The 25,335-nt window shown below is 54.8% G+C and carries 30 protein-coding genes; 15 read left to right on the forward strand and 15 right to left on the reverse strand.

Annotated features, from left to right (window positions below; all coding sequences use genetic code 11):
- The first annotated feature begins 94 nt into the window (after nt 1-94).
- A complete protein-coding gene (locus tag ACZ1HV_RS27115) occupies nt 95-511 on the forward strand; it encodes a Ros/MucR family transcriptional regulator (protein WP_152501239.1) in 417 nt (138 codons plus the stop codon).
- Between the two features lie 103 nt (nt 512-614).
- On the opposite strand, the gene ACZ1HV_RS27120 is transcribed toward ACZ1HV_RS27115, so the two are convergent.
- Together ACZ1HV_RS27120 and ACZ1HV_RS27125 are read right to left on the reverse strand one after the other, a co-directional pair.
- On the reverse strand, nt 615-1,046 hold the full coding sequence (locus tag ACZ1HV_RS27120) for a SufE family protein (protein WP_298818539.1): 432 nt from the start codon (nt 1,044-1,046) through the stop codon (nt 615-617).
- 326 nt (nt 1,047-1,372) lie between these two features.
- On the reverse strand, nt 1,373-1,813 hold the full coding sequence (locus ACZ1HV_RS27125; protein ID WP_298818540.1) for a DUF5330 domain-containing protein: 441 nt from the start codon (nt 1,811-1,813) through the stop codon (nt 1,373-1,375).
- 388 nt (nt 1,814-2,201) lie between these two features.
- On the opposite strand from ACZ1HV_RS27125, the gene ACZ1HV_RS27130 reads away from it, so the two are divergent.
- From ACZ1HV_RS27130 to ACZ1HV_RS27140, 3 genes are read left to right on the forward strand one after another with little or no spacing between them, the layout of a single operon-like run.
- On the forward strand, nt 2,202-3,893 hold the full coding sequence (locus ACZ1HV_RS27130; protein WP_298965309.1) for a hypothetical protein: 1,692 nt from the start codon (nt 2,202-2,204) through the stop codon (nt 3,891-3,893).
- Nucleotides 3,894-3,902: 9 nt separating this feature from the next.
- Nucleotides 3,903-4,667: a peptidoglycan-binding domain-containing protein gene (locus tag ACZ1HV_RS27135; RefSeq protein ID WP_298965306.1), complete on the forward strand. Its 765-nt coding sequence runs from the start codon at nt 3,903-3,905 to the stop codon at nt 4,665-4,667.
- Between the two features lie 46 nt (nt 4,668-4,713).
- Nucleotides 4,714-5,112, forward strand: a complete 399-nt coding sequence (locus ACZ1HV_RS27140; protein WP_472716880.1) for a DUF1491 family protein — start codon at nt 4,714-4,716, stop codon at nt 5,110-5,112.
- Here the strand turns inward: ACZ1HV_RS27140 and ACZ1HV_RS27145 are convergent.
- Nucleotides 5,109-6,173, reverse strand: coding sequence for a DUF2336 domain-containing protein (locus tag ACZ1HV_RS27145; protein WP_472716881.1), 1,065 nt, complete (start codon nt 6,171-6,173; stop codon nt 5,109-5,111). The two genes, ACZ1HV_RS27140 and ACZ1HV_RS27145, sit on opposite strands and share 4 nt — an antisense overlap.
- A gap of 281 nt (nt 6,174-6,454) precedes the next feature.
- Between ACZ1HV_RS27145 and ACZ1HV_RS27150 the strand changes: the two genes are divergently transcribed.
- Complete coding sequence (locus ACZ1HV_RS27150) at nt 6,455-6,664, forward strand: hypothetical protein (protein WP_298818546.1); 210 nt, start codon at nt 6,455-6,457, stop codon at nt 6,662-6,664.
- 64 nt (nt 6,665-6,728) lie between these two features.
- A complete protein-coding gene (locus tag ACZ1HV_RS27155; RefSeq protein ID WP_472716882.1) occupies nt 6,729-7,589 on the forward strand; it encodes a hypothetical protein in 861 nt (286 codons plus the stop codon).
- A gap of 121 nt (nt 7,590-7,710) precedes the next feature.
- Here ACZ1HV_RS27155 and ACZ1HV_RS27160 read toward each other — a convergent pair whose 3' ends face one another.
- Genes ACZ1HV_RS27160 through ACZ1HV_RS27170 form a run of 3 tightly spaced genes read right to left on the reverse strand, consistent with a single transcriptional unit; the run spans nt 7,711 to nt 11,089 of the window.
- A complete protein-coding gene (locus ACZ1HV_RS27160) occupies nt 7,711-8,271 on the reverse strand; it encodes a DUF1254 domain-containing protein (protein ID WP_298965300.1) in 561 nt (186 codons plus the stop codon).
- Nucleotides 8,268-8,987 carry a DUF1214 domain-containing protein gene (locus ACZ1HV_RS27165; RefSeq protein ID WP_298986754.1) on the reverse strand — a complete coding sequence of 240 codons (720 nt, stop codon included), beginning with the start codon at nt 8,985-8,987 and terminating at the stop codon, nt 8,268-8,270. The genes ACZ1HV_RS27160 and ACZ1HV_RS27165 overlap by 4 nt, the downstream gene beginning before the upstream one ends.
- A complete protein-coding gene (locus ACZ1HV_RS27170; protein WP_298818626.1) occupies nt 8,984-11,089 on the reverse strand; it encodes a transglycosylase domain-containing protein in 2,106 nt (701 codons plus the stop codon). The genes ACZ1HV_RS27165 and ACZ1HV_RS27170 overlap by 4 nt, the downstream gene beginning before the upstream one ends.
- Before the next feature lie 317 nt (nt 11,090-11,406).
- Between ACZ1HV_RS27170 and ACZ1HV_RS27175 the strand changes: the two genes are divergently transcribed.
- Nucleotides 11,407-11,880 (forward strand): YcgN family cysteine cluster protein, encoded by a 474-nt coding sequence (locus ACZ1HV_RS27175; protein ID WP_298818554.1) that lies wholly within the window; start codon nt 11,407-11,409, stop codon nt 11,878-11,880.
- A 51-nt stretch (nt 11,881-11,931) separates the two neighbouring features.
- On the opposite strand, the gene ACZ1HV_RS27180 is transcribed toward ACZ1HV_RS27175, so the two are convergent.
- Entirely contained in the window at nt 11,932-12,546 is a 615-nt protein-coding gene (locus tag ACZ1HV_RS27180; RefSeq protein WP_298818555.1) for a TetR/AcrR family transcriptional regulator, read from the reverse strand.
- A 118-nt stretch (nt 12,547-12,664) separates the two neighbouring features.
- Here ACZ1HV_RS27180 and ACZ1HV_RS27185 point away from each other — a divergent pair, with 118 nt between their 5' ends.
- Nucleotides 12,665-13,246, forward strand: a complete 582-nt coding sequence (locus tag ACZ1HV_RS27185) for an NAD(P)H-dependent oxidoreductase (protein ID WP_472716883.1) — start codon at nt 12,665-12,667, stop codon at nt 13,244-13,246.
- A gap of 30 nt (nt 13,247-13,276) precedes the next feature.
- On the opposite strand, the gene ACZ1HV_RS27190 is transcribed toward ACZ1HV_RS27185, so the two are convergent.
- The 4 genes from ACZ1HV_RS27190 to ACZ1HV_RS27205 all read right to left on the reverse strand — a co-directional run bounded on the left by ACZ1HV_RS27190 (nt 13,277) and on the right by ACZ1HV_RS27205 (nt 17,053).
- Nucleotides 13,277-14,767 carry an MltF family protein gene (locus tag ACZ1HV_RS27190; protein ID WP_472716884.1) on the reverse strand — a complete coding sequence of 497 codons (1,491 nt, stop codon included), beginning with the start codon at nt 14,765-14,767 and terminating at the stop codon, nt 13,277-13,279.
- An 87-nt stretch (nt 14,768-14,854) separates the two neighbouring features.
- Entirely contained in the window at nt 14,855-15,373 is a 519-nt protein-coding gene (locus ACZ1HV_RS27195; RefSeq protein ID WP_472716885.1) for a DUF3833 family protein, read from the reverse strand.
- A 71-nt stretch (nt 15,374-15,444) separates the two neighbouring features.
- Nucleotides 15,445-16,449, reverse strand: a complete 1,005-nt coding sequence (locus ACZ1HV_RS27200) for a P1 family peptidase (protein WP_298965295.1) — start codon at nt 16,447-16,449, stop codon at nt 15,445-15,447.
- Nucleotides 16,450-16,504: 55 nt separating this feature from the next.
- Nucleotides 16,505-17,053: a flavin reductase gene (locus ACZ1HV_RS27205; RefSeq protein WP_298818565.1), complete on the reverse strand. Its 549-nt coding sequence runs from the start codon at nt 17,051-17,053 to the stop codon at nt 16,505-16,507.
- 205 nt (nt 17,054-17,258) lie between these two features.
- Here ACZ1HV_RS27205 and ACZ1HV_RS27210 point away from each other — a divergent pair, with 205 nt between their 5' ends.
- The 4 genes from ACZ1HV_RS27210 (at nt 17,259) to ACZ1HV_RS27225 (ending at nt 20,015) form a co-directional block, all read left to right on the forward strand.
- Complete coding sequence (locus ACZ1HV_RS27210) at nt 17,259-18,368, forward strand: branched-chain amino acid ABC transporter substrate-binding protein (RefSeq protein WP_472716886.1); 1,110 nt, start codon at nt 17,259-17,261, stop codon at nt 18,366-18,368.
- Between the two features lie 315 nt (nt 18,369-18,683).
- Nucleotides 18,684-19,118: a curlin gene (locus ACZ1HV_RS27215; protein WP_298986763.1), complete on the forward strand. Its 435-nt coding sequence runs from the start codon at nt 18,684-18,686 to the stop codon at nt 19,116-19,118.
- Between the two features lie 72 nt (nt 19,119-19,190).
- A complete protein-coding gene (gene csgH, locus ACZ1HV_RS27220) occupies nt 19,191-19,583 on the forward strand; it encodes a curli-like amyloid fiber formation chaperone CsgH (RefSeq protein ID WP_472716887.1) in 393 nt (130 codons plus the stop codon).
- A 27-nt stretch (nt 19,584-19,610) separates the two neighbouring features.
- Nucleotides 19,611-20,015, forward strand: a complete 405-nt coding sequence (locus tag ACZ1HV_RS27225) for a curlin (RefSeq protein WP_298965289.1) — start codon at nt 19,611-19,613, stop codon at nt 20,013-20,015.
- An 83-nt stretch (nt 20,016-20,098) separates the two neighbouring features.
- On the opposite strand, the gene ACZ1HV_RS27230 is transcribed toward ACZ1HV_RS27225, so the two are convergent.
- Nucleotides 20,099-20,710, reverse strand: coding sequence for a YceI family protein (locus ACZ1HV_RS27230; RefSeq protein ID WP_298818574.1), 612 nt, complete (start codon nt 20,708-20,710; stop codon nt 20,099-20,101).
- Nucleotides 20,711-21,005: 295 nt separating this feature from the next.
- Here ACZ1HV_RS27230 and ACZ1HV_RS27235 point away from each other — a divergent pair, with 295 nt between their 5' ends.
- From ACZ1HV_RS27235 to ACZ1HV_RS27245, 3 genes are all read left to right on the forward strand, one after another.
- Nucleotides 21,006-21,524, forward strand: a complete 519-nt coding sequence (locus ACZ1HV_RS27235) for a L,D-transpeptidase (protein ID WP_298818577.1) — start codon at nt 21,006-21,008, stop codon at nt 21,522-21,524.
- A gap of 267 nt (nt 21,525-21,791) precedes the next feature.
- A complete protein-coding gene (locus tag ACZ1HV_RS27240; RefSeq protein WP_298818579.1) occupies nt 21,792-22,406 on the forward strand; it encodes a protein-methionine-sulfoxide reductase heme-binding subunit MsrQ in 615 nt (204 codons plus the stop codon).
- A 32-nt stretch (nt 22,407-22,438) separates the two neighbouring features.
- Nucleotides 22,439-22,744, forward strand: a complete 306-nt coding sequence (locus ACZ1HV_RS27245; RefSeq protein WP_298818581.1) for a PepSY domain-containing protein — start codon at nt 22,439-22,441, stop codon at nt 22,742-22,744.
- Nucleotides 22,745-22,759: 15 nt separating this feature from the next.
- Here ACZ1HV_RS27245 and ACZ1HV_RS27250 read toward each other — a convergent pair whose 3' ends face one another.
- From ACZ1HV_RS27250 to ACZ1HV_RS27260, 3 genes are read right to left on the reverse strand one after another with little or no spacing between them, the layout of a single operon-like run.
- Nucleotides 22,760-23,095 (reverse strand): pyrophosphohydrolase domain-containing protein, encoded by a 336-nt coding sequence (locus tag ACZ1HV_RS27250; protein ID WP_472716888.1) that lies wholly within the window; start codon nt 23,093-23,095, stop codon nt 22,760-22,762.
- Nucleotides 23,096-23,107: 12 nt separating this feature from the next.
- On the reverse strand, nt 23,108-24,319 hold the full coding sequence (locus ACZ1HV_RS27255; RefSeq protein ID WP_472716889.1) for a vWA domain-containing protein: 1,212 nt from the start codon (nt 24,317-24,319) through the stop codon (nt 23,108-23,110).
- 14 nt (nt 24,320-24,333) lie between these two features.
- A complete protein-coding gene (locus ACZ1HV_RS27260) occupies nt 24,334-25,272 on the reverse strand; it encodes an AAA family ATPase (RefSeq protein WP_298966407.1) in 939 nt (312 codons plus the stop codon).
- Nucleotides 25,273-25,335: the final 63 nt, after the last annotated feature.

Raw genomic sequence — 25,335 nt, forward strand, 5'->3', positions numbered from 1 at the left:
CGTAAGTAACTGATATTCCCAAGACACTTACGTCGCTTTCTTTTGTAGGTTTATAACGCAGTAAAATTTGAAATCAGTAGAGAACGGGTGAAAAATGACTGATAGTCCGGTGGATGCAAATCTCATTGATCTTACAGCAGACATCGTATCGGCTTATGTGAGCAACAACACGGTTGCTTCCACAGATCTGCCGGGCCTGATCAACGAAGTATACGGTGCCTTGCAGAAAACTGCGACCGCGTCGAACGAACCAGAGCCCGAGCCGCTGAAGCCCGCAGTGCCGATCAAGAAGTCGGTGATGCCGGATTACATCATCTGCCTGGAAGATGGCAAGAAGTTCAAGTCTCTCAAGAGACACCTTCGCACCCACTACAACATGACCCCGGAAGAGTATCGGGAAAAGTGGGACCTTGGCGCCGACTACCCGATGGTTGCGCCGAATTATGCAGCTGCACGCTCAGAACTTGCAAAGAAAATGGGTCTTGGCCAGCAGCGCAAACGCTCTAAATAATTAGATCTGGCTTTCTGCCGATCAAAGTAGAGCTGCCCTTGTGGCAGCTCTTTTTTTGTCAATTCGGTTTTGAGGAAATAGATCAATCCGCAGATAGTGATCCCTAAGCGGCGGTAAGTGCCTGCTCTGCATCGGAACGGATGCGGCCAACCATTGATTTCAATCCGTTGGAGCGCTGCGGGGTCAAATGCTCTTGCAGCCCAAGCTGCGCAAAAACACCCTCGACATCCGTGTTCAGGATTTCCTGCGCGGTTTTGCCGTTAAAGAGTGCGGTTACCACCGCGACAAGCCCTTGCACAATCAACGCGTCGCTGTCGCCCCGGAAGGTCAAAACCGGCGTTCCTGCTTCATCTTTTTCAATTGCAGTGATGAGCCAGACCTGTGATACGCAGCCGCGAACCTTGAACCGGTCAGTGCGTTCAGCGTCGGTGAGCTCCGGAAGCTCCTTCCCCAGATCGATCAGATATTTGTAGCGGTCTTCCCAGTCGTCCAGAAAGTCGAAGGATTCCAGAATTTCGCTGAAACTTGTGGTCATGGCACCGGTCTTTGTTGGTCTTTCCCGTGTCATATAGCCTTTGTGACGGAAAGTACAAACCGGAGTCTTAGGCTGTGCCAATTGCTGTTGAATGATCTCGACTTGGCGCAAATGCATGATTGAAAATTGCAGAGCATGATCGGCAAAAAAGAAAAATCGCCGCAGATGAAATGGGCAGCTATTCATCTGCGGCGCAGCAGCACAGGGCTGCTGAAGTAAAGCCGTATTTGCGATGCCGATTGGAGAGGCATCGCTCAAGCGGGGGCAGTCAGCTGTTTTCGAGATTTAGTAAGCCAGGAGAATACGAAACAGCTATTCATTCAAGGTCAGGCGCCTGAGCGGGGCTTGGGACGCGGCACCGGCCCAATTTCTGTGTCCAGGCGCGTCAAGGCATCGAACACCGGTTGAGCTGTCGCAGTCGCCACTGCTGACTGCTGCTGTGTTTTTATACTCGTAGTGGTGGTCGAACCTGTAACGATGGGTTCCTGGCCAGGTTCATTCGCCATCTGCTGGTCCAGAAACTGGTAGACAATGCGCGCACCATCGCGCGCACGGCTTCCAATAGCCGAGAGAGCTTCGCCACCGGTTTCACACGCATCCGGATTTCGGCTGCAAAAGCTGCCGATGTCGGAAACGGTCGCCTGCGCCGCCAGATAGGCCGAAACAGGATTTACAGTCTCCACCGGCGTACTGTCTTCATCTGATCCGAGAGGAATCAGGACCAGCACCAAGGTGAGCCAGAAGGCTGTTCTCATCAAAAAGAACATGTCGCTACCCATAGTTTGTTCGATTTACACGTCATTTTTGCTGCCGACGTGCTTGTTATGAGGTCACCTTAGCAACGACTTGAGAATGTCCAGTTGAATCGGAAGGGGCAATTTTCATAAAATAAAACAGGCATTTAAGTCGACTTTTCTGAGAATTTGATTCAATTTTTATCTTTTCCGGCACAAGGTGCTGATTGCAGCGGTTTTTTCGAAAATTTTGGGCGATATGAATTCATCCTTTATCGTTCCTTAAGTGCTCCAGCCGACAATGGTCCTACAAGCGTTGCGGGTGATTAGGTCCGTGTCTGGTTTATGGTAGTAAAGAGTGCGTAACCTTCTGAATTTGCTGAATGTTTTTTGGGGGCATTGGACGACCCGTCTGGAAGGTATGATTCATCCCTCCGCGGCCACCGATGTTTTTTTGGCTCCCTTGCACCGATCTTTTCTCATCAGTGCCACAGTTGCAGGAACATCCGCTCTCGTTGTCCTGCCACTGCATCTGGCACTTGCTGGACCTCCCCACGTCGTTGTGACGTTGATGTTGTCCTGGTTGCTCAGCCAATGGCCGCTTGCTCTTTACTTGTCTCGTTCGGGAACGCTTGACCGGACGATCGGCTTGTCCGCCAGTTTGTTTGCCGGATTTGTCGCTGCCATCTGTGTTTTGACAGGCGGTAGCACATCATTTGCGTTTCTCTGGCTGCTCGTTCCGCCCGTTGAAGCCGCGTTTTCGACAAGCCGCAAAACAACGTATGCCGTGACCTTGCTTTGCGCGGGCTTGATGATTGCTGTCTCTGTTGCTCCTGGAACGCTGGCGGGAATTGCTCCATTGCCAGCTGGTGTCACGCTTCTGGCAGGTGTTGCGGCAATTTTGTATGTTGGACTGCTCGCAATCCGTATTTCGACGGACCGGAAGCATGCCAGGTCTTTGATGAAGGCCTCCGAGGGGCGGCGTCAGCTGATCAATCAGTCGGTGTCAGAGGTCTTTTGCGAACTGAAGCCCGACGGAGGGCTTTCAGTCATGGGCGGGCCGGTTAAAGAACTGCTTGGCATCACGTCAGGCTTCAATTCTGACAGCTGGCTGTTTTCCAGACTTCATGTAGCCGACAGGCCACTCTATCTGACCAAGCTTTCCGAGGCTCGTAACGATAGTGAGGTGGCATCGTTTGATGTTCGCTTGCGCGTCGGTGCCTCCAGTCCGGGAGAAACAGGGCAGGCGGAGTATCGCAAACTGTCGCTCAAACTGCGGCCTCCAATTCAGGAAGCAGATCTGAGCGTCGAGGGACAGGGCTCGCTTCTACTGAGCCTGCGCGCGGCGGACGAGATGCCGATTGAAGCACTTTCGCAAACTCTCCCCGAAGAGATGAATACCAGGCTCGAGCGTATTTCAGCGCAAATGCAAGAGACGGCTGGCCGGGGTGCTCGGACAGCCCTTGAAAATGTGTTGTCTCGCGCAGCGGACCTGGAAAACATCGATCTTGCATTCGACCAACGCCGAGTTGAAGACGCAGCAAGAGACATTAGGAGATCCGGTCAAGTCGGCCTTTCCTCACTGGCTGAACTCTCCGACCTGATAGTAGGGCAGCAAGGAGACCTCGAACCGGTCTTTGCCAAGACCGACATCGTTTCAGCATTGGAGTTCTGCCTTGAAAGGGTCGGACCGGCAGCAGATCGCCAGGGTGTGCAGATTGAAACCAGCTGTGGTCAAAACCTACCGCTTGTGTTTGTCGATGGAACGCTGGTGCGCAAGGCAATGTGTTTCGTGTTGCTGGATATGATTGCGACAAGTGGTTCTGGCGCAAAAATTCTGCTGGAGGCAAACTGCAGTCTTGCCGGGTTTGAGCTGCTGTTTTCCGTCAAGGACCGGAAATCGAGCCTGCAATGGAGCTCCGAAGGCAGCAAACCGGTCCTGACTTTTGCCGCAGACCTTCTTGAACGCACCAATGCCTGTCTGAAGGTTCAAACGATGCTGGGGCATGGCGAAAGTGTTTGCATTCGTCTGCCGGCCCGTACCGCGCCTTTCAAGGATGTTTCAACCGATGCTGATCAGGCCCAAACGCGGCCAATGGCCAAGACGGCTTAGGAGGCGGATATGGCTCGAAACGCAAAATCTGCAAAGCCTCGGAAGGCGTCGGAGTTGAAGGAAAACGATTCGATCATGGCAAGAGCCGGTCATGTCGCCCTGGACAACCCTGTTGCGGCAGGCGGGACAGTGGTCATGGGATTGACTGCATGTCTGATCGTGGCAAATGCTCTCGGTCTGCAACCGGGACGTCATCCGGCTCCATTCTTTGCGACACGGGACCTTCCGGACGACATGCAATTGCCGGAACCGGACGGCCGGACCGGTGATCTCAAGATCCAGGAGATTTCCACTCTGGTGCTTGATGTTCAAATTTCGTTGCGCAAGATCGGGCTCTATGAAGGCCCGTTGGACGGAATAAACGGCCCGGCGACAGAACGTGCAATCCGGTCCTATGAGCGTAAGGTGGGACAGGTTGAAACCGGACAGGCAAACGAAGCCCTTCTTGCACTTGTCCTCATGCATGGGGATACGCCGCTTGAAGCCCAGATACCCGTGCCACGGAAGAAACCTGGATTTTCCGGAACCCTTGCCAGCGCTCCTGAACTATCGACAGGTCCGGGAATCGACGCCGACCCGAAGTTGTTGAAGGTGCAAAAAGCGCTTTCCGACCTTGGCTATGGACCTCTCAAAGCCGACGGGCTCATGGGCCTCAACACCACAACGGCGATCAAGCGTTTCGAACTTGATCGTGGCTTGCCAATCACCGGAGAACCCGGGGCAAAAGTGATCGAACGGCTCGAAATGATTAGCGGACGCGCACTTGCCGGCTGATTTACCCGGGTGACAAATCTGCTAAGACAGGGAAGCTTCTTCACGATTGGATCCCGCTTATGCAGATGCGCGTTACCTCCGACTTCTTTGTCAGTGCTCTCGTTCGCCAGATCTTCGGAGAGGGGGCTTTGCGGCCGTCTCAAAGCGGGGAGCACCTGAAGCCGGTGCGGTCTTCATCTGTGTGGACCGCCTCGATGGCAGTTTTGACTTTTATGCGCCTGCACCGCAATCCATGTTCGATGAACGTCCAGAAACCAGGCTGTTTGAGCGGCGATTTGAAAAAACGGACCGCGAGACGATTGACGCCCGGCTTAAGAGTGAAGCGCGCATGGATCCGGACTACTGGCTGGTCGATATCGAAGCGCGAGAGGGAAAGGTTGAGTTGCCGCTGGCAGAGGAAGGTCAGAACGAGCCCAATCCGGCGGACAGCTTCTTTCGGATCTAGTTTCCGGAACTTTTTTGTTCCAAGCCATTTTCCAGGTTCGGCAATTCCTTTTGACCAACAGTTTGGCGTTTCTTGCCGGCCTCATAGAGAGCAGCGTGCCGGGGGTCACCGGTAATTTCTGACCGATCGCCCAGTGTCCACTGGCCAACCAGCACTTCCGAAGCGCCTGAACTGATTGTTTGATGCAATCGCAGCAGCAGGCGAATGGTCTCCAGGGAGGTAGCTTCACCGTACATGCGGATCAGTACGGTCGCCAACTGAGACTTGTTTGTTCCAAGGGCTTTCAAGGCGACTGCCAAGCCGTCCGCCTGATCGGTTTGCAGCAGAAGATCACAGGTGGCGAGGGGCAAGCCAAGTCCTTGTGAAAGCAAATCCGCAAAGCGCGATCTGTTCTGACTCAGTGCTTCTGTCACCAGAGCATCGCAAAGTTGAAGCCGTGCCGCGTCTGTGCGGATGTCTCGGGACCTTCGCGGTGCTTGAGCCTGACTGACGAGGCTGGTCATTTCAGCAGCGGCAATTGCCTTTGATTTCAGTTTCGTCGGCAGTTGCAAAAACTGCCCCATCAGACCATTGGGGTTCAGAGCGTCGTGGTGAGCCATTTCCGCACTCAGGTCTGCAACGATGTCCTGCCGGCTGTTCAGGACAGACTTTTGCCGCTGAGTGAGAAGAACGTCGCTCCGATCGAGCAGGATCCTGACAACACTCGAACCAGCGTTTTCGCATAAAGAGGTGACAATCGATTCGGGCAGCGAAGCACGGTTTGCGATTGCCTGTCTCAGTGTGTCGGGGCCTGAGACGGCGGTCTCATGAAGGAGATCCACAGAAAGGCGAGCACTGTAACGAAGCGCCGGATAGGCGGTCAGGTGGTCGTTGTGACGGGCCAGGTGCTGCAAAAGATCGTCTGGCGTTTCGGTGTGTGGCGCAAGTAGCGAGGCAATTCTTCGGCGGTCTTCCGAGCTTGTCGCAGATATCAGATTGCGAGCCAGTTCCGAAAAAATCTCTTGTTCTTCAATATCATGGTGACTTCTGGCAACAAAGAGTTCTGTCGCAGCAAGCAACACGCCACCGTCACAAGCAGAGCCTGCAATCGGTTTTCGGCCAAAAGAGGGAAACGGTTTAGTCTGATTGAAACGTTGGTTTTGGCGCATGACACCCGACTACAAAATACAAAAGTCCGGACGACCGGAAGAACTAGTGTCCTTCAAATTGCACGAAAAGCGTTAGCATCCTGTTAACCCTGACGGCTTCTTAATGAGACTGCAGGAAGTAATGCGTCGCCCGTTTGACCGTTGTCGGTCGGTAATACACCGGCTTTTGGCAACTGGAACCGAAGGAGGAGACGATGGGCACTTTGTTGGACTTCGCATCCGCGCACAGGCCCACTTCACGTGTGGGTCAGCGCTCCAATCAATGCAGCTCGGCACGCTGTGAGACATTTGGTGAGGTTATCCTCTTCCCAGGTGTCCGTTACGAGCGTCACGACCTTGATCTTGCCGCACGAATCACGACCATCGGTAAAGCGGCCGGACCAGCTGGTTCCGACAAGGACTGACGGTCCATGCCTCTCCAGCCGCAGTGATACCGAATTCTGGTTTCGTGGTTTGGAGAAACGCCCGATGGGCATTGGTGAAGCGGCTCAGTCCGGCTCCACGCCATCTTTGGCAAGGAGGCGAGGGACACAGCAAAAGGCCTTTATGGCCACCTTGCTGCTTGCGGCCATGCTTGCCGGATGCACGCGCCCGACCGGAGACTTTGATCGCGCCAGACCTTCGATTGTGCATGACGACCTGATGCCAGCGGTCGGCAACGAAGCCGCCAGGCTGCGAGGCGATCCGGTTTCCAAATTCAACTACACCAATGATGAAAAGCTGCTGCGCAAACGCGGCTGGACACTGATCCGGCCACCTTGGACCAAGGACTGGATCGGCGGTACCATGGTGGAGCTTTCCCGAACAAGAATTCTGCCTGAGACAGAAGGCCGTGTTCCGCCGGATCTCTATTTGATTTACCTGCGCTCCGACAAGTTTCAGTCTTCAGATGCCCGATATGACAAGATCGCATCTGATGCCAAGGGCGATGCGGAACTTGTGATGCCGTTCTGCGAAGTCGCCTTGAGAGTGCAAAAAGCCGACAATGAACGACTTCGGGTTCTGAAGAGCAAGCCAGTTACCACGGAAGAAACCTATGAGGGTGCCAAGGCGCGAGTGTGGGAAAACCGTGTCATGATCAAATGGGTTGGACAGGCGCTGCGTTACCGCATCATCGCCTACAAGAAAGCCCTCGACGGACTGGAGATCGAGACACCCACCCGGGATCGCGTCTGGAAAGTGAACAACGCCATTCGTGAACTGGAAGGGCAAGTCAGGATTGCGGAAAGCGGCTGCGACTTGAGCAAACGCCGTGCCCAGGATGAAACGGTGAAACGATCGCGGATCTTTACCGGATGGGGCACAGAGCGCGCTCCGGTACAAAAATAGCGCAGTCTTGTTTCCGTCCCTGTGCAGTGACCTTCTTGTAGGGTGCGAGGTCCGGTTCTCGACTTTCAAATGTCGCCATGACAGCCTGGCAAACAGCACGCCCAGTAGATGAGATAGCTGATCAAATCCCGGTACAATTCGCAGCCTTGAGAGCCTGGTCCACGTCCGTGGCCCGCGAACCGTGAGGCACATAGGCACGCAGGAGTGCGAACCCGCTGATGGGCTCTTCCGTTTCTATCACAATCAGGTCTTCAAGGTTTTCCGGTGGGTTCTCGCGCAAGATGGAAAGCTGTTCGGTGGTCAGGACCAGCATCGACAGACGTTCAGCGCCTGCTGTGCGGTTGTTGAGGCTGTAAACGGCTTCCCCGGCCGCGTTGAAAAGGCCAATCGACCAAAAGGAAACCGGGATGCTGGCGTCAAACAGAACCGGACCGTTGTCCAGCTGAAAGCGGCAGGTTGCGTGCTTCATGGCCGGATCCAGATCCGGCAAGGCTTCTTCGCCCGGTCGAATGTCAGGTAGCAGATTGAACTGGCGGTCAGGACCATAGGCGGCCACATTGTCGTAGGCACTGTGCTGCACATTGTGCGGAATGCTGAGCACCACGAGAATGTGGATGATCGCTGCCAGACAGAATATCGCCAGCAGCCCAACGGTGAGATTGAAGCGCGGGGAAAGCGTCACGGACACCCAGTCCTTTCGATCAGCGGCACGCTGACGCCATCCAGTGCGGCACCCGTGGTGACTGGTGCGTCATACAATCTGAGCACAAACCGCAGACCGTCACTGGCTTTTGCGGCGGCCGCGAGCGGCAGCCAGTTACCTGAGTGCGGATTGCGGGCAGCGGTTATCTGGAAAGACCCATCCTGAGCCCGCAACAGATCCGAACTCACGAGGTTTCCGCGACCCGGCAGGGTTTCAACCAAGTGTCCATTGCCGTCCAGCGCGGTCAATGTCCAAAGACGTGCTGAGGGTGTTTGTCCCGCAATCCTGTAGATACAGGTCGGGTCGAGTTGCTGTCCTGCGCTGTCTTCACGTGCCACAAGTGCGAGGCCTTCACCATTGGCGAGGGGAATGACGGCTCCTCGTGTGTAGATGGCAACAGAATAAGGGTCGGCGTCTGCCGTGCCGGCTTTGGGGTAGGCGTGCCAAGGCCCGATGGTCACCGCATTGAGGGGTTGTTCCCGCTCTATCAGCAAATAGGCCGTGCTGATGCCCAGAAGCGAGGCCAGAACCACGACCAACGCAATGGTCGCCAGTGTACGCACGGGATGGCTTCGATAGGGCCGGATCGCACGGGGCAGTTTTTCCCCGTACCAAGCGGACTCACTAAAAGAAGACCCGTCGGCCCGGCCTTGATCAGGGCCGCGTGTTGCGTGCGACAGGGACTGATCAGTCATTGAGCCGCCGCGACATCTGTGGGGTTGGAGTTTTCAGGCACTGCTGCCTTGGCGCTTTTTTGTTCCAGGAGCGTTCGCATGTCAGCGCCGATTTGCTCAAGAAGCTGCTGTGTGCGCCGCTTCAATACCCGCGGCTGAGAGGTGACGACTTGTGTTGCAGCAAGTTTTGCGGGCTGTGACCTGGCGAGCCGCGGCAGGTTTTCTGCTTCGACCCCGGGCATTCGGGCAAGTTCAATCCCTTTGTGGGCATAGTCGTTGTAAAGCTGCCAAGTCATAGCTGGCAGGCTGCCGCCCGTCACGCGCCGCGTGGACGAAAAGTCGTCATTTCCGTACCAGACAGCAGTTGCGAAATTGCCTGTATAGCCGACAAACCAGGCGTCGCGGTATGCGTTGGTGGTGCCCGTTTTGCCTGCGGCGACAACCCCATCGATCCTGGCTCTGCGGGCCGTGCCCGCTTCAACCACATTGACCAGGATATCGTTCATCTGATGAACCTTGTCCTCCGGTAGCACGCGGATGGTTTCCGGTTCGTCGCGTTCGCGCTGATAAAGAACGACACCGTCGCTGTTCTTGACTTCAAGGATTGCATAGGCAGGTGCCTTGAAGCCGCCATTGGCAAAGGTTGCGTAGGACGCGGCCATGTCGACGACGGAGACCTCAGATGAACCGATCGGTAACGAAATTGAGTTCTCGAGCTCGTGTGTCAGCCCCATGGCGTAAGCGGTTTCGATAATCTTCTCACGGCCGAAATCGAGCGACAACCGCACCGGAATGGTGTTGATCGATTTTGTCAGTGCCAGTTTCAGGCTGACCGGTCCCCTATAGCTTCTGTTGTAATTTTTGGGCGACCAGTTGCCGATCCAGACCGGGCGGTCCGGCACGATGCTGGTCGGCTCATAGCCGTTCATGAAGGCCGTCATATAGACGAAAGGCTTGAAGGATGACCCTGGTTGTCGCAGGGCGTTGACTGCTCTGTTGAACTGGCTCTCGCCATATGACCTGCCGCCAACCATGGCCACGACAGCGCCGTCTGGGATCATCGATACCAGGGCAGCTTCGCTGGCATCGCGCAGTTTGCCGTTTTCCCTGAGAATGGTTTCCACCGCGAGATCTGCCTGGCGTTGCAGGGCCGGGTCAAGAGTGGTGCGTACCGTCACGATGCGATCGCGAGCAAGCGCCGGATTACGACGCGCAAGCTTCTTGACCTCTTCCAGTGCCCAGTCGAGGAAATACTCCGGCAATTGGTCCTGTGAGCGATCGACAGCCAGAGCCGGGTTGCGCCTTGCACCGATCACCTGACCTTCGGTCAAAAGCGATGCCTGAACCATGTTGGTAAGAACTTCATTCGCGCGTGCTCGAGCCGCAGGCAGATTTATGTGAGGGGCGTATTTGCCGGGTGCCTTGTAAAGGCCAGCCAGCATCGCGCTTTCAGCAAGCGTCAGTTCCCGCACGTTCTTGTTAAAATAAAACTCGGCAGCTGCGGTTACGCCGAACACGCCACCGCCCATATAGGCCCGGTCAAGATAGAGTTTCAGAATTTCCTGCTTGGTAAGGTTCGCCTCGAGCCAGAGCGCCAGATAGGCTTCCTTGATCTTACGGCTCAGACTGCGCTCATTGGTCAGGAACAGGTTCTTGGCAAGCTGCTGTGTCAGTGTCGAGCCGCCCTGGACGACGCCGCCTGCACGGGCGTTTTCGACCATGGCTCTGAAGGTGCCGACAAAATCGATGCCGAAGTGGAAAAAGAAGCGCCGGTCTTCTGTCGATAGCGTTGCCTTGACGAGGGAATCTGGAATTTCCTCCAGGGGCACGCTGTCATTAAGCACGATCCCGCGGCGGCCAATTTCATTGCCGAAGCGATCCAGGAAGGTCACGGCAAAGTCGTCCGTTGTCTTCCAGTCTGCGTAGCGGGTTGCTTCGAAGGCCGGCTGCGCAAATGCCAGGACCACGATGAATCCTATCAAGCCGAAGGTCAACCCGTCGGATGAAAGCTCTGCCAGACCGCGCCAGATTCCCTTGGCGCGAAAGCGGCGCAAGAACGCATCATAGCCTTCAACCGTTCGCCGGACCGCGGCACCGCTGCGCCACAATGCGGTGTCGACGATGGCATCGATTGCAAGAAAAACCTGCGGATACGGTGACGCTTTCTCGGCGGCTTCGTAACTTCGGTTTCCTGTGGGTGCGGCTTGTCCGTCACGCGGCCCTGAATCTCCGGGTCAAACTGGTCATTTCAAATTACCGGTTTTTTGTCCTCGTGAAAACCGGTGATGGGCATGATGAAAGAATGCTCCGTTTTTATTGATCATTCATTGAAAAAGCTTGCGGATAAATACCACTAAAACCGCAATGCTTGCCGAGTGGAGGCTAGCATGTTAGGCGCACGCGGCCCCGGCAGTCGTCTGGGCAATGGGGCGGGAACCAAATGACATCCAATCGTGATCAGGGCAAATTGCCATTCTGGAAGACCAAGTCGCTTGAGGACATGAGCAAGCGCGAATGGGAATCTCTTTGCGATGGCTGCGCACGGTGCTGCCTGAACAAATTGGAAGACTGGGACACGGGCGACATTGTCTGGACCCGGGTTGCCTGTACCTTGCTTGATGGCGAGACCTGCCGTTGCAAGGACTACGAAAACCGAGCGGCGACTGTTCCCGATTGCATTCAATTGACACCGACTGAAGTCAAGACGCTCACCTGGCTGCCGCCCACTTGTGCCTATCGACTCGTTTCAGAAGGAGAGGACCTTTATTGGTGGCATCCCCTTGTTTCAGGCACTTCGGAGACGGTGCACGAGGCGGGTGTCTCTGCAAGGGGCCGCACTGTTCCGGAAGACGGCATGGCACTGGAAGACTATGAAAACCATGTGGTGACCTGGCCTGGTGATCTGCCGGCCTAATTCTCGGCACGCCTCAACTGCACCGAAGATCAAGCACCAAAACCAGTTCGCTCAGCTTTGAAGCAGGAATGCTTCAACGTGACGGCGAAGCCGCCCCTCCAGGGAAGCCAGGTCCGTAATCTGGTGACTTTTCAACAAGATCGCACCATGGATCATAAAAGCGATGAGTCCATCGGTCATTTCCTCCGGTGTCCTGTCGGTGCGCAGTTTCGGCTCCATGGTTGCTGTTTGCTGCCAGAGCTTCAGAAATGTCACCAGATCGGCATCAAGTGTGTCGAGAGTTTCAACAAACTCTGCCGCGCAATTTGGCTTGGTCACGCCAATATTGTCCAAAAACAATCGAAGAATGGTCGGGCTGTCCGTGATGACCGTGATCAGGGCCATGATGCGTTGCATCAGTAAACCGACCGGGTCCGAAATCTCTCGATCCGGTTCCTGTTCGTTTTTCTGCGCCGAGAGCGCTTTCAAGCGATCCAAAAGAACATGCGACAACAGGCCGTCCATATCGCCGAAGTGAGAGAAGACGGTACCCTTCGCGACACTTGCTTCTTGTGCAACAGCTTCTGCTGTTACCTGCTCCAGTCCATGTTTTTTGCTCAAATCCCGAGCGGCGTCCAGAACACGGGCCTTGGTTGCAATGCTGCGCTGTTGTGGTTTGCGTGTCATGAACCCTCAATAAAATGACCGCGGTCAAAAAATACCTTGACCTGTGAGTCTAGCGATGTCAAAAAATGACCACGGTCAATTTTTGTACAATTCACGTATCTCTCAATTGGATTTGGTCATGACACGAATTCTTGTATTGGACGGACACCCCGAGTTTGGGTCGTTTTGTGGTTCGCTCGCTGGTGCATATGCCAAAGAAGCAGAAGCAGGTGGGCATGAAATCCGGTTGAGGCACCTGTCCAAGATGACCTTCAATCCAGATCTGGGCACGTCAAATTTCGCAAAGACGCCGCCGCTTGAACCCGATCTTGAGGCAGTCTGGCAAGATATCGTCTGGTGCCAGCACATTGTGGTCGCGCATCCGCTGTGGTGGGGCAGTCATCCTGCGAAACTGAAGGGGCTGTTCGATCGGGTGTTGTTGCCCGGAAAGGCTTTTCAGTATGTCAAAGGCAAGGCTTTGCCGGAAAAGCTCTTGGCCGGGCGGACTTCGCAAGTGTTGGTGACCTCGGACACACCTAACTGGTTCTACCGTTGGGTCTATGGTTCAGGTTCCCGCAAACAGACGGAAAAACAAATTCTGGGCTTCTGCGGCTTGAAGCCCAAGGGTTATCATATGTTTTCCCAGATCAAGGGATCGAGAGATGAAAGCCGCGCGAAGATGATTGAACGTGCGGCCGGGCTCGGTCGCAAAGCTGCTTGACAACACCCTTACCGATCTACCGTCAAATTGTTATTGCGCCGATTTGCTTGATTTGAGTTCTGCCTCGGATTTGCGGCGTTCGTACTCATTAAAAAAGACAACATAGTACTGATAGATGTTGCCGACATAATCGACAGGCTGCCGGCCGATTTCAGAGGCAACGATCCACTCTACATTGCCGAACCACTTGTCCGGGTCGTAGCCCTGCATTTTGGCTTTCTCTCGCAACTTTGCGAAGCGGCTCGGTCCGGCGTTGTAGGCCGCCAGTGCAAAAAAGGTCTGGCTTGCCGGATCTGGTGCAAGTTTCGGAAAATAGGAATCTGCCAGATACCGTAGGTACTTGACGCCGGCATGCACGTTTTTTTCCGTGTCGGAAGCGATGCCGCGGATATTGATAGGGTTTCCTTCAGCGGTGGCGGGCTTGATCTGCATCAGGCCAACCGCACCCGCGCCGCTTCTTGCTGCCGGGTCGAATTTTGATTCCTGATAGCTCTGCGCAGCAATCAGCAACCAGTCGATTTCGTATTCCTTGCCATATTTCTGGAAAAAGGCGCGGAACCTGGCCAGCTTTTCATCATAGTCCGCTTTGCGCATTTCCTTAAGGTAAGTCGCTTCCTGCAAATACCGTTTGAAAATGATGTTTCCCAGCAATGTGCCTTTCTTGACGGTGGGAACAAAACCGTCGATTTCCTGCAGCAGGGCCGGGGCGTTCTTTCGAACAGCGATTGCGATTTCCCCATCCTTTCGGACGGCAGCCTCAGGATGAAGCTTGAGCCCATCCAGCACGTCGAGCCAGAGTTCTGCCTTGTGCCGGTCGACGATCACCATGGGAATGCCACCGGCAGCGACCATCTCCATCAGATCCTCGTCTTCCAAGCGCTCGTCCGCATAGACGAGGTCCATCGTTTTTTTGCCTTCACGGGCAAGTTTTCGGTTCAGCGCGTCGAGGCTTCGCGAATAGGAAGCCGACTTGCGGACATAGATTGTTTTCCCCGACAGTTCGTCGACTGAAAGGATGTCAGGGATGCTGTCAGCTGTGACCGGCACTTCTTCCACGCCCTTGAGAAGCGGAGCCGAAAAGGTGACAAGCTTTTCCCTGTCTTCAGTTATCGTCAGATTGCCAAGCGCAATATCACCGCGGGCATCGGACAGGTCCTTAAACAAGTTTGCCCGTTGTGTGGGGATCAGAACAATTTCGAAGTCCTTGAACTTGTCGCCATGGGCCGTTGCCAGGTGTTTTTCAAACTCGATCATCAGATCGGCCGAACTGCCGCGTCTCACACCCTTGTCGATAAAGAAGCCCGTTTTGGAGAACGGTACAAGTACACGCAGGTATCCCCGCTCAATAAGATCGTCAAAGTCGCCTTCGAAAGGTTGACGCAGAACTTCTTCCAGGTGTTCAGCGAGTTCCGTATCTGCGCTGTATCCCCGTTCTGAAAAGAAGAAAGCACTCGATACGGCGATGAATATAACCAAGAACGCATGTTTGTAGATGCGGACAAGTCTGCTGGACAGTTTCATTTGAAGCCCCGGTTTCAAAAACTGATCGCCAATTTAAGCCTCAAGTGTACCTCTCGATCAAGAAGACCTGCTCAACATCCGGGAGCGCTATCGTTTAAAGGTGAGATCAACCGTGCCGATTGTAATGCCCGCTTTCATCACCTTTGCGGTGTTGCGAACCGTGCGCCTGTCGGTCTGGGTCAGCGTATCGTCAAAGCGGAGTTTGATGGGGCCATTTTCCGTTTCAAGTTCGGCAATGTATGAAAACCGAAGTGACCCGTCTTCATTGGTGACGACATTGGTTGGGCTCAGCACATCGGCGCGTTGGCCAATATACCGGTCCTCAGAGACTTTCTGGAAAAACCAGGTTTTGGTATCGCGCTCACCGTCTTCGTAAACGAAGTCTTCGCGAAGGCGAAGAGTGAATGTTCGCGGGTTCCAGGTCCCGGTCAAATAGACCTTAAAGGGGCGATAGACGCCGGCAATCTTGCTTTCAAAAACACCTTCTCCGACCGTTTTGCCCCGGAAGAATTCTTCCAGAACCAGTGGTTTGGCGAGGACCGGAGCAGAGGTCGCTAGCAGTGAAACAAGAAAAACGAATACCAGTCTTTTCCAGCTTTGGATCATGTGTCGGCGCCTTGTGCTTGTTGCTGCTTGCACAATGTCCTACGGGCGCAAAGGTAAACTGGATTTGTAGGCTAGCCGCCAAAACGCTGTTGCCAGGTCGGGACCGGATCGTCTGAGGCCGGGGTCGCGTTGTAGATACCTCTTGCAATCGCACGGGCCAGACAGGATGCAGCTGCCGCACCGAGTTGCACCATATCTTCCAGGCCGTTTTCCAATCGCTGCTGCCCTGTCGACATTGCGAAAACCAAATCTCCGTCCAGAGGCGTATGCGCGGGCCAGAGCGCGCGCGCCAGTCCGTCATGCGCCATCACTGCGAGCCGTTTGGCTTCGCCCTTCGTGAGGATCGCGTCCGTTGCCACGGCCGCAATTGTCGTGTTGGCACCAGCCTTCAGGGCATCAAGTTTCGTTCGTACGGTCGTGCTGTCGTCCGGCATGGGGTGAGCCATTCCTTTGCCGCCGAACTCGTGACCGACTTCAAATGGAGCTGCCCAGAAATGGGGGCTGTCGCCAATGGTTGCGCGGCCAAGTGCATTCACCGCAACAATCGCACCAATGGTGACGCCATTGTCGAGTTTGTGCGAAGCCGATCCGAGTCCGCCCTTGAGATTGGCTGTCGTGGCACCAGTGCCCGCACCGACGGAGCCGAGAACGAAATCATACGAAATGTCGTCCAGTGCAGATCGGCCGAGATCTCTGTACGGCGCTGCCTGGCCCCAGCTCTTGTCGCCGCCATTTAACAGGTCAAACAGGATTGCCGTTGGTACGATCGGGACGCGAACCGGGCCGATTTCAAAGCCATATCCCAGCTCCGCGAGACGGCCCTGAACACCCGCACCTGCGTCCAGCCCGAACGCGGAGCCGCCCGCAAGAACGATCGCGTCGATCTTCTCGACAGTCTGTTCGGGTTCCAGCAATGCGATTTCCCGCGTTCCCGGAGCGCCACCGTGTATTGCGACCGACGTCACGGCCGGTTCGTCCGGCACCAGAACGGTTGCCCCGGATTTGAGTTCCTGGTCCGAAGCATTTCCAACTTTCAGACCCGGAACATCGGTGATCAGATTGCGCATGCCGGCCATTGGGAGACTGTCCCCGTGATATGATGGGTCAAAAAAGAGTTTGATCCCAATGATTTCAGGTGTCTAGGCTTTTGTAGCCTCTGCGTACATACAGAAGAGATTTACCGGGGTCGGTCATCCGCAGATCCGCAACTGTTCCGACGATAATCGAGTGTGTTCCCATTTCGGTTACCGAAAAAACTTCGCAGTCGACACTAAGACGCGCGCTGTCGAGGGCAGGACACCCGGTGGCAAGGTTGGTCCAGTCACCTCTGGCGAACCGATCCGGCATCTCCAGTTTGTCACGTCCTGCAAAGACGTCCGAGATGTGCTCGTGATCATCGCTAAGCGTGTTGAGGCAAAAGCATCTGTTCTTCAATAGAGCGCCATGGATGCGGGTCTGCCTGTTCAGGCAGATCAATATGCTGGGCGGTTCATCGCTGACTGAACAGGCGGCAGAAACGGTTGCTCCCATGCGCCCGCCTGCGCCATCCGTTGTTACGACGTGTACCGCGGCTGCGATACGGCTCATGGCTTCGCGAAAACTCTGCTTGTCCAGCGTGAGATCGGCCTGGTCGCTCATATCGGAGGAAGAAGGTGTAATGACGTCTCTCCTTGAGGCCATGGATTGGGAATCGAAACATATGGCCCTGGAGGTTAAAGTCTATGCTTCTTCAAAACCCCTGCCTAGAGCGTCAACCGCATTTCCTTTTCGCCAAATTGCCAATTCAGACCTCAGCGGGAGTGTCAAATTCAGCACCTCCCGATTGAGCTCCCTGCGTCATGGCGTTACGGATAGAATATTCAAAACCGGATCGTTGGGATGACACATGACTTATCAGCAGCTTGTTGCAAGCCTCGGAGTTGTTGCCTGTAGTCTAATTTCCAACCCATCTATTGCGGATGTAACCGTTGCAATCGCTGGTCCGATGGACGGACAGTTCGGGGCCTTTGGTGCACAGATGCAGGCAGGAGCAGCGCAGGCCGTTGCTGATATCAACGCAGCTGGCGGCGTTCGAGGGGAAAAGCTGGTGCTGGAAGTCGCTGATGACGGCTGCAACGATGAAAAAGCTGTCGCAGTCGCCAACCAGCTCATTGGTAAGGGCGCGGTTTTCGTGGCCGGTCATTTCTGTTTCGGCGCATCGATCGCAGCGAGTGCAGTCTATGCGGATGCGGGAATTATCCAAATCTCCCCGGCGACCACTTTACCGAGGTTTACCGACGGAGGGCCAGACACCGGCATTTTCAGGCTCGCGCCTCGTGACGATGCACAAGCCCTTGTTGCAGGCCAATTGCTGGCCTCAGAGTTTGCCTCCAGTCGCATTGCTATTCTTCATGACAAGACGGCCTATGGCAAAGGCCTGACCGATGCGGTGAAAGCCGTGATGAATGAACGTGGCGTGACGGAGAGCATTGCCCTGGGTTTCGATGCCGGCCAGGACAATTACCGCAATCTCGTTACCCAGCTGAGTTTGGAGAATGTCGATGTAGTCTATCTCGGTGGTTATCATCCCGAGGCCGGTCTGATCGGGCTCGAGATGGCCCGCCAGGGTCTTGATGCTCAGTTGATCGGTGGCGATGCCCTCATGACCGAAGAATTCTGGTCGGTCGCTGGTCCAGCTGGGGAAGGGACACTGCTTACCTATCCCGAAATACCAAGGGAGTTTGAGGCATCCAAAGATGTGGTCGCCGATCTGGAAGAAGCCGGTCTATCTGCAGATCGCTATGCCCTGACAACCTATGCGGCCCTTCAAGCCTGGGCACAGGCAATGGAACAGGCTGACAACCCGACGTTCGAGGCGGTTGCCGGCTCACTTGAAAATGGAGCGTTTGAGACCGTTCTGGGAACTGTCCGTTTTGATGAAAACGGCGACGCCAACGTGCCGGCCTATGTCTGGTATGAATGGCAAAACGGCGTTCCACAGCCCCGATCCAGATAGGCAGCGGGACAGATACCCCCACGCCCCAAAGGCTGATGTAGCTGCCGGCCTTTTTGGAACAAGCCGATTTCAAGCTGACTTCCTTGATTGGAACCATCAGACCAAATTCAAATTCCTGCATTGTCTTATGGATTAACCGGGTTTTGCACCTGAAGACCCCCAGCGCATGGCGGAGCCAAATTCAAGGCTGCCCGAATTTGAACACCACCATGAACCCAATCTGAACGCCACATTCAGCGCGAGTTCCGTGCCTGCATTCTACTTTCCGATTGTCTTCAAAACGCGGCGAGGCCGCACCGACGAGAGGAAGTCCAGATGTTTCGCAAAGTTGTTCTCAGCGCCACCGCAGCGGTTTTTCTTTCCACCGCAGTTCTGCCTGCCAACGCAAACGGCATCAATATCGAACAGTTTGGGTTCGGCCATGTTGCCGGCGGCAACCAGAATGGTTTCAACAACCTGATCGGCATTTTTCAAGACGGTCATGCCAACGAAACCATCAACAACCAGTTTGGCAATCACAACACCACTGCAATCGGCCAGACAGGGGCCCACAACTTCGCTGATACCTGGCAGAACGGCTTTGGCAACTCCGCTGGTGTTGGTCAGTTCGGCACAGACCATAACGCAGTGATGACGCAGGATGGGAACGGCAATATTGCCGCGGGTGTACAGGTTGGTCATGGCTGTGATGCATCCGTCAATCAGGCCGGTTCCGGTAATGTCGCGGCCTTCGTTCAGACCTGCCCGTAATGCCCGAATACTTCCCGACACTTTTGGTTGGCCGGTTGATCCGGCCGCCGAAAGAGCCAACAGGAGGACATCATGAAATCCAACCTTAAAGCCTTGAGCCTTGCAGCCCTGATTGCCGGTATTGGCGGTGTTCACTACGCAACTGACGCGTCGCAAGCATATGAAAATGCCAATCGCACAGCTTGCGGGATCGACACAGAGACTGGTGGAAACTCCGTAATGCTGACCGGCATCGCAACAGGTCTTCCCGGGGAAACCGGCCAGTATCGCTTGACCATAAGGGGTGGTGGTTCTGGAGGTACGACTTCCACCAGTCAGGGTGGCGCCTTTGAAATCGGGCCGGACGGCCGCGCTGAAACAGGCCGTGTCATGCTTGGCAATGACGGTGTCTACGATGCACGCTTTCAATACCAGATCGGCAGCGAGACCTTTGACTGCGAAACCCGCATCGGCGACCGCATCTGACATCCTTCAAATTCAGGAAATTTACTCATGACCCGCAACATTGTCCGTACTATCGCCGCAGCTGCTTTGTTCAGTGGTATCGCAGCAAGCCCTGTTCTTGCCGGGGGAGGCTTCTCCATCACACTTAATCCGCAAAATGGTGAGCAGCAGACACTAATGCGAGCTGGTCTTGTGGCCGCAGCGATTGCCAACGATCTGAGCAAACAGGGCGGAATCAAGCAGAATGGTATTGGCAATACGGCCGGTATTTTGCAAAACGGCTTCGGCAATCAGGGCATAGTTTTCCAGGAAGGAAACGGCCACAACGGATCTCTCAAACAGAACGGCAACAGCAATGCCTACGGTTTGTTTCAATTCGGTCGAAACACAAATGGCCACGTTGTTCAAAACGGGCATGGTCAGACAGGAACGACCTTCCAGTTCGGATGGTAACGGGACAAGACTTGAACCCGGCAAATGAAGAGGCACGCAGCTTTGCCAGCTAGCGTGCCTCTTTCATTGGATACGAGATGTCATCAACTGCGGCGACCAGTTCCCTTGATATTGAGGTTCACCCTGTCTGCGTAAATGGGAAGCCCGGCGTCCATTCCGTATAAGCTCCGAAAGAAAGCTCCTGAGACTTCGAAAGCAACCCGGCCCTTGGAGTTTGGATTGATCGTCACCGAAAGCGTCGTACGTTTTTGTTTGCCGCGCATGACCAGGACGCCATCAACTTCGGCAGTGTTCTGGCCGGTAATTCTGACACGGGTGCTTTGAAACTTTGCGATTGGGTGTTTGGCGACATCGAACATCGCCGAGCTTTTCAAGAAGCCGGTCACCTTGTTGTTATTGGTTGTCACGCTACTCAGGTCCACCGTCACCTCGACACGGCTTTTCTCAGGCCGTTTTTGATCGAGTACCATTTTCCCGGAGACCTTGGTGAAGGCGCCGGTTACGGGACCGCGACCGAGAACGCGGACGGAAAATCCGGTTTCAATTTGAGAAGGTGAGAGGGTGTAAGTTCCTGTAAGAGGCCCTGCATAGGCTGGAAGCGAGGCTGAAAGAAGACCGCCCGCACACGCGGCGACGGCAAGAAACTTGGCGGTTTTCCGCGCGAAATTTGAAATTGTCGAGTGTAGAAACGTCATCGATATTGTCCCTGTTCAGCTCATGGGTACGAGAGAGTTCGCGAGACCAGGCTCCGCGAGGTCCGACGGCAAATGGTTCCTCAGAGAACCACTCCATCAATCTAGTCATTTCCTACCGTTCGGTATTGTGCGCTAAGTCACTTGACTTTGAAGTCACAATGCAGCGACTGAATTGGCTGGTAGCGCGCGCAAAATCGGCCACAAAAGGCATTAACCTTTCGGTAAGAAAGTGGCGCGCGCGGTATTCTTCCAGCACTGATGACGCGGTATCTTCTCTGAAAACACGGGGTTGGTAATGCGTCGCACCTGTCTTTTCAGCTTTTTGCTTTCGGCCTTGGCTTTGGTCGTGATGTCGAACTCATCGCCTTTGAGTGCTGCAGAACTTGTCGGATTTTCCGATCACAGGTTCCAGCCTGGAACGATCGTCATCAAAAATTCCGAAAAGCGCCTCTACTTGGTGCTGCGGGGAAATCGGGCGATCCGCTACAAGGTGGCCGTTGGAAAAAGTAGGAAAGCCTGGACAGGGTTGGCACATATCACGGCCAAGTATGTCAAGCCGGACTGGTCGCCTTCTCCTGAAGTTCGCAGGGACTTTCCTCATCTGCCCGCTGTGATCAGGGGAGGGGCGTCAAACAATCCGATGGGTGTTGCGGCGATGACGCTCTCAAACGGAAATTACGCTATACATGGAACCAATCGCCCCGGTTCCATCGGGCGCGCGGTATCTTACGGCTGCATCCGCATGGCCAATCATGACATCCAGGATCTGTTCCAGCGGGTCGGGGTCAGGACACCTGTTGTGGCAGTGCAATAACCTCAGTTTTGCAGCGCTGGGACAGCTTGCCGCATTTAGTTTCAATTTATTGAATATAAGGTGACGTGCGGGTCTCCTCCGACCCAAGCAAAGATCCTGCCGACACCGACAGCCCCAAATTCGGTGTTGGCGGGATTCTCCTATCGGTGCTTCGGGTCCGATACATCTTGCGACACTTTCCCGGTTGCCACGACAAAATTCACAGACATCTCACCGCTAGTATTGCGTTCATGACATTTTCAAACGGACGCAAGGGCAGGCGGACATATGAAACGCATTCTGGACAGTCGTTATTTTCTTTGGGGTCTGCTGGCGCTGCCCTCGTTCCCCATGATCGCCACCCTTGCCGGTGGAGCGACATCAGAAGACGGGCGCGCCGCAACTGAATTTCTCTTGCATCCGACCGGCGAGTTTGCGGCCAGGTTCATGATTGTCGCAATGGTGATCACGCCGTTCAGGCTGCTCTTTCCGAAGTCCGGTTTCTGGTTCTGGATGGCGCGCAGACGCCGGTATTTTGGTGTCGCAGCTTTCGCCTATGCAGCCTTTCATACAGTGCTCTACCTGGTCGATATGGGATCGATCAAAGCTATCCTCGGCGACTTCTGGGCGCTGGGTATCTGGACGGGATGGCTGGCATTCTTCATCTTTTTGCCGCTCGCCGTAACCTCGAACGATACATCTGTTCGATGGCTCGGGCCAAAGTGGAAGCCTTTGCAAAGGTTTGTTTATCCCGCTGCAATTGCCACCCTTGTGCACTGGATGTTCGTTCACAACAATTTCGGTCCGGCTCTCGTGCATTTCATTCCGTTGGCAGTTCTTGAGGCGTACCGGGTTTACCGGCATTTGAAGCCAGGCACCGGTCCGAAAACTGCAACTGCTTGAAACTTCGCTGGCGCACCGCAGAGGACAAGAACATGAACTATACGCTACACGTAGCCTATTCGATGTTTACCGCACTGCTTTCCGCTCCCGCCGCTGCAACTGGCATGTTTGAGTGTGAGCCAACAGACAAGACTGCCTGGCTTTCCGAGGAACAAGTCACAGAGAAGCTTGCAAGCGATGGCTGGCAGGTTCGGCGTATGAAGGAAGACGGAGGCTGCTGGGAGGTCTATGGCACATCACCAGATGGCAAACGTGTCGAAGTTTACCTTCATCCTGTTTCCGGTGAGATCCTGTTGATCAATCAACGAGGCACAATCATCTACCGCAAGGAAGGCTGAATCTCGGGTTCAGCCTCACTCCTCCTGCGACGCCTCTTCCGGGAGATGTTTCGGCCACTTTGCATGCACTGCGTCCTGAAGCGAAATACCCCGGTCGCGACAGAACAACACAAGGTGAGCGAAAAGATCGGCTGCTTCAGAAGCCAGCGCTTCCTCAAGCTCAGCCTTGCTGGATCCGTTGGGGCGGGCCTTCCTTGAAAGCCTCAAATCCGCTGCTGCCAATTCGCCAAGCTCTTCCGTCATTTTCGCCAGATACCAAGCCTTGTCTCGCTCGATGCCAAAGCGATCAGCGTAGATGTCGGATACGGTGGCAATAGCCTTCTCCATTTCAGGTAAAGACTTGGACTTCAAAGTATTGCCTCCTTACGAAGCAAGCCAGTGTTTAGGATCCGTCCTGAGCGAACGATTGCCCTTTCCAGAAAGCGCCGAAACCAAATCGGCCACAGCGTCGAGCGAATGAACTGCACGAAACTCGTCGACATGTGGAAGCATTACACGGATGCCCTTGGCCTTTGCCTCAAAACCCTCATATCGAAGCAGCGGATTGAGCCAGACCAGTCGCCGGCACGATCGATGCAGTCGGTCTATTTCCCGTTCAAGATCCTCGTCCGTATCGCGTTCCAGCCCGTCCGTAATCAACAAGACCGTTGGCTTGCCTGAGAGCACACGACGGGACCAATGGCGGTTGAAGTCATGCAAGGCCGATGCGATCCGAGTCCCTCCAGACCAATCTTCAACACCGTCGGAACAGGCCTCCAGTGCTTCGTCGGGATCTTTCATGCGCAGTTGCCGCGTCACATTTGTCAGGCGTGTGCCGAACAGGAATGTGTGAACGTCCCGCCGCTCGGCCGTAATTCCATGCATGAAATGCAGCAAAAGCCGGGAGTACTGGCTCATGGAGCCGGAAATATCGCAAAGGGCAACCAAGGGTGGACGCTTTTCGGCTGGTTTGCGAAATTTCAAATCGATCATGTCGCCACCGGCCCGCATTGAAGCACGTAACGTGCGTCTAGGGTCGATCACGCCTTTTGCTGCCGGTCGCAGCCGTCTGAGCCGGATCTTGTCCTTCGGCATCGACATGGAGCGCAATGAGTGCTTGGCATCCTCTATTTCGGCTGCCGTCATCTGCGCAAAGTCTTTCTTTTGAAGAAGCTCCTTGCCGGAAACGGTAAATTTGGCATCCACCTCAATTTCCGGAACGGCTTGTTCTGCGGTTCTTTCCTTGGCGGCTTCAAAAGCCTGGGAAACTCTTGTCTGACCCGCTTTGGGTTTTTCCGGCTGACCGCGCGGCGGTGCCACGGGTGAGAGGATTGCGAGCATCTTTTCGATCAGGCCGCGGCTTTGCCAATAGATACGGAATGCCTCGTCAAACAGAACCTTGTGTTCGTGTTTGCGTACGAAGACGGCATGCAGGGTCCAATAGAGGTCGTCCCGGTTTTCAATTCCGGACACCTCAACCGCAGCGACCGCGTCAACCACGGAGGCAGGCCCAACAGGGACACCGGCTTTACGCAAGGTGCGGGCGAAATAGACGATATTGTCAGTGATTCTCGACCGGATATCGGGGCTTTCCATCTGGACCCTGCTTCCTAAAGCGCTGGCACGCTTTGCTGATGCGGGGCCTCTTTTCGGATCTCGTCAACCATCTGCCGGATCTTTGAACCTCTCACGCGTTCAATATCGTCCTGGTACTTCAAGAGTACTCCAAGCGTGTCTGAAGCAAGGTCGGGATCCAGCGCAATTTCATTTAGCTCCGACAAGGCGCTGGCCCAGTCGAGTGTTTCGGCAACACCAGGCTGCTTGAATAGATCTTCTTCGGTGCGCAGTTTTTGAACGAATGCAACAACTTCCAACGCCAATCGTTCCGCAGCTCCCGGTACTTTGCGCCGAACGATCTCAAGTTCCCGTTCAGCGTCGGGATAATCGACCCAGTGATACAGGCAACGCCTCTTGAGGGCGTCATGGATTTCTCTGGTCCGGTTGGTTGTGATGATGACAATCGGTGGTTCCGTTGCCTTCACGGTACCAAGTTCCGGAATGGAAACCTGATTGTCGGCCAGTACTTCGAGAAGAAAGGCTTCAAAGGCTTCGTCTGCGCGGTCGAGTTCGTCAATCAGAAAAACGGGGGCACCGGAAAGCGACGGTTCAAGTGCTTGCAAAACAGGGCGCTTGATCAAAAATCGTTCGTCGAAAATGGATTTGGACAACTCGCTGTGTTCCGCGTCACCGGCGGCTTCCGCAACCCGGATCTCCACCATCTGAGCTGGGTAATTCCATTCATAGACGGCAGAGGAAATGTCCAGTCCCTCATAACATTGAAGGCGGATGAGGTCGCGCCCAAGGGTGGTCGACAGAACCTTGGCAATCTCGGTTTTGCCCACACCGGCTTCGCCTTCCAGGAACAGCGGCCGCTTCATGCGAAGGGCAAGATGAAGCACCGTGGCCAGAGACCTGTCGGCTACATATCCCGCCTGGTCCATCAAATTAAGCGTTGCGTCAATGGAGTCGGGAAGGGGAGTCGGGCTCATAAATCCTCCGGCAAGCTGATCGATCCTCTGGTTATATATGTACTCGCCAGCGAAGAACATGCC

It is taken from the genome of Roseibium sp. JB4-4 (assembly GCF_055693425.1).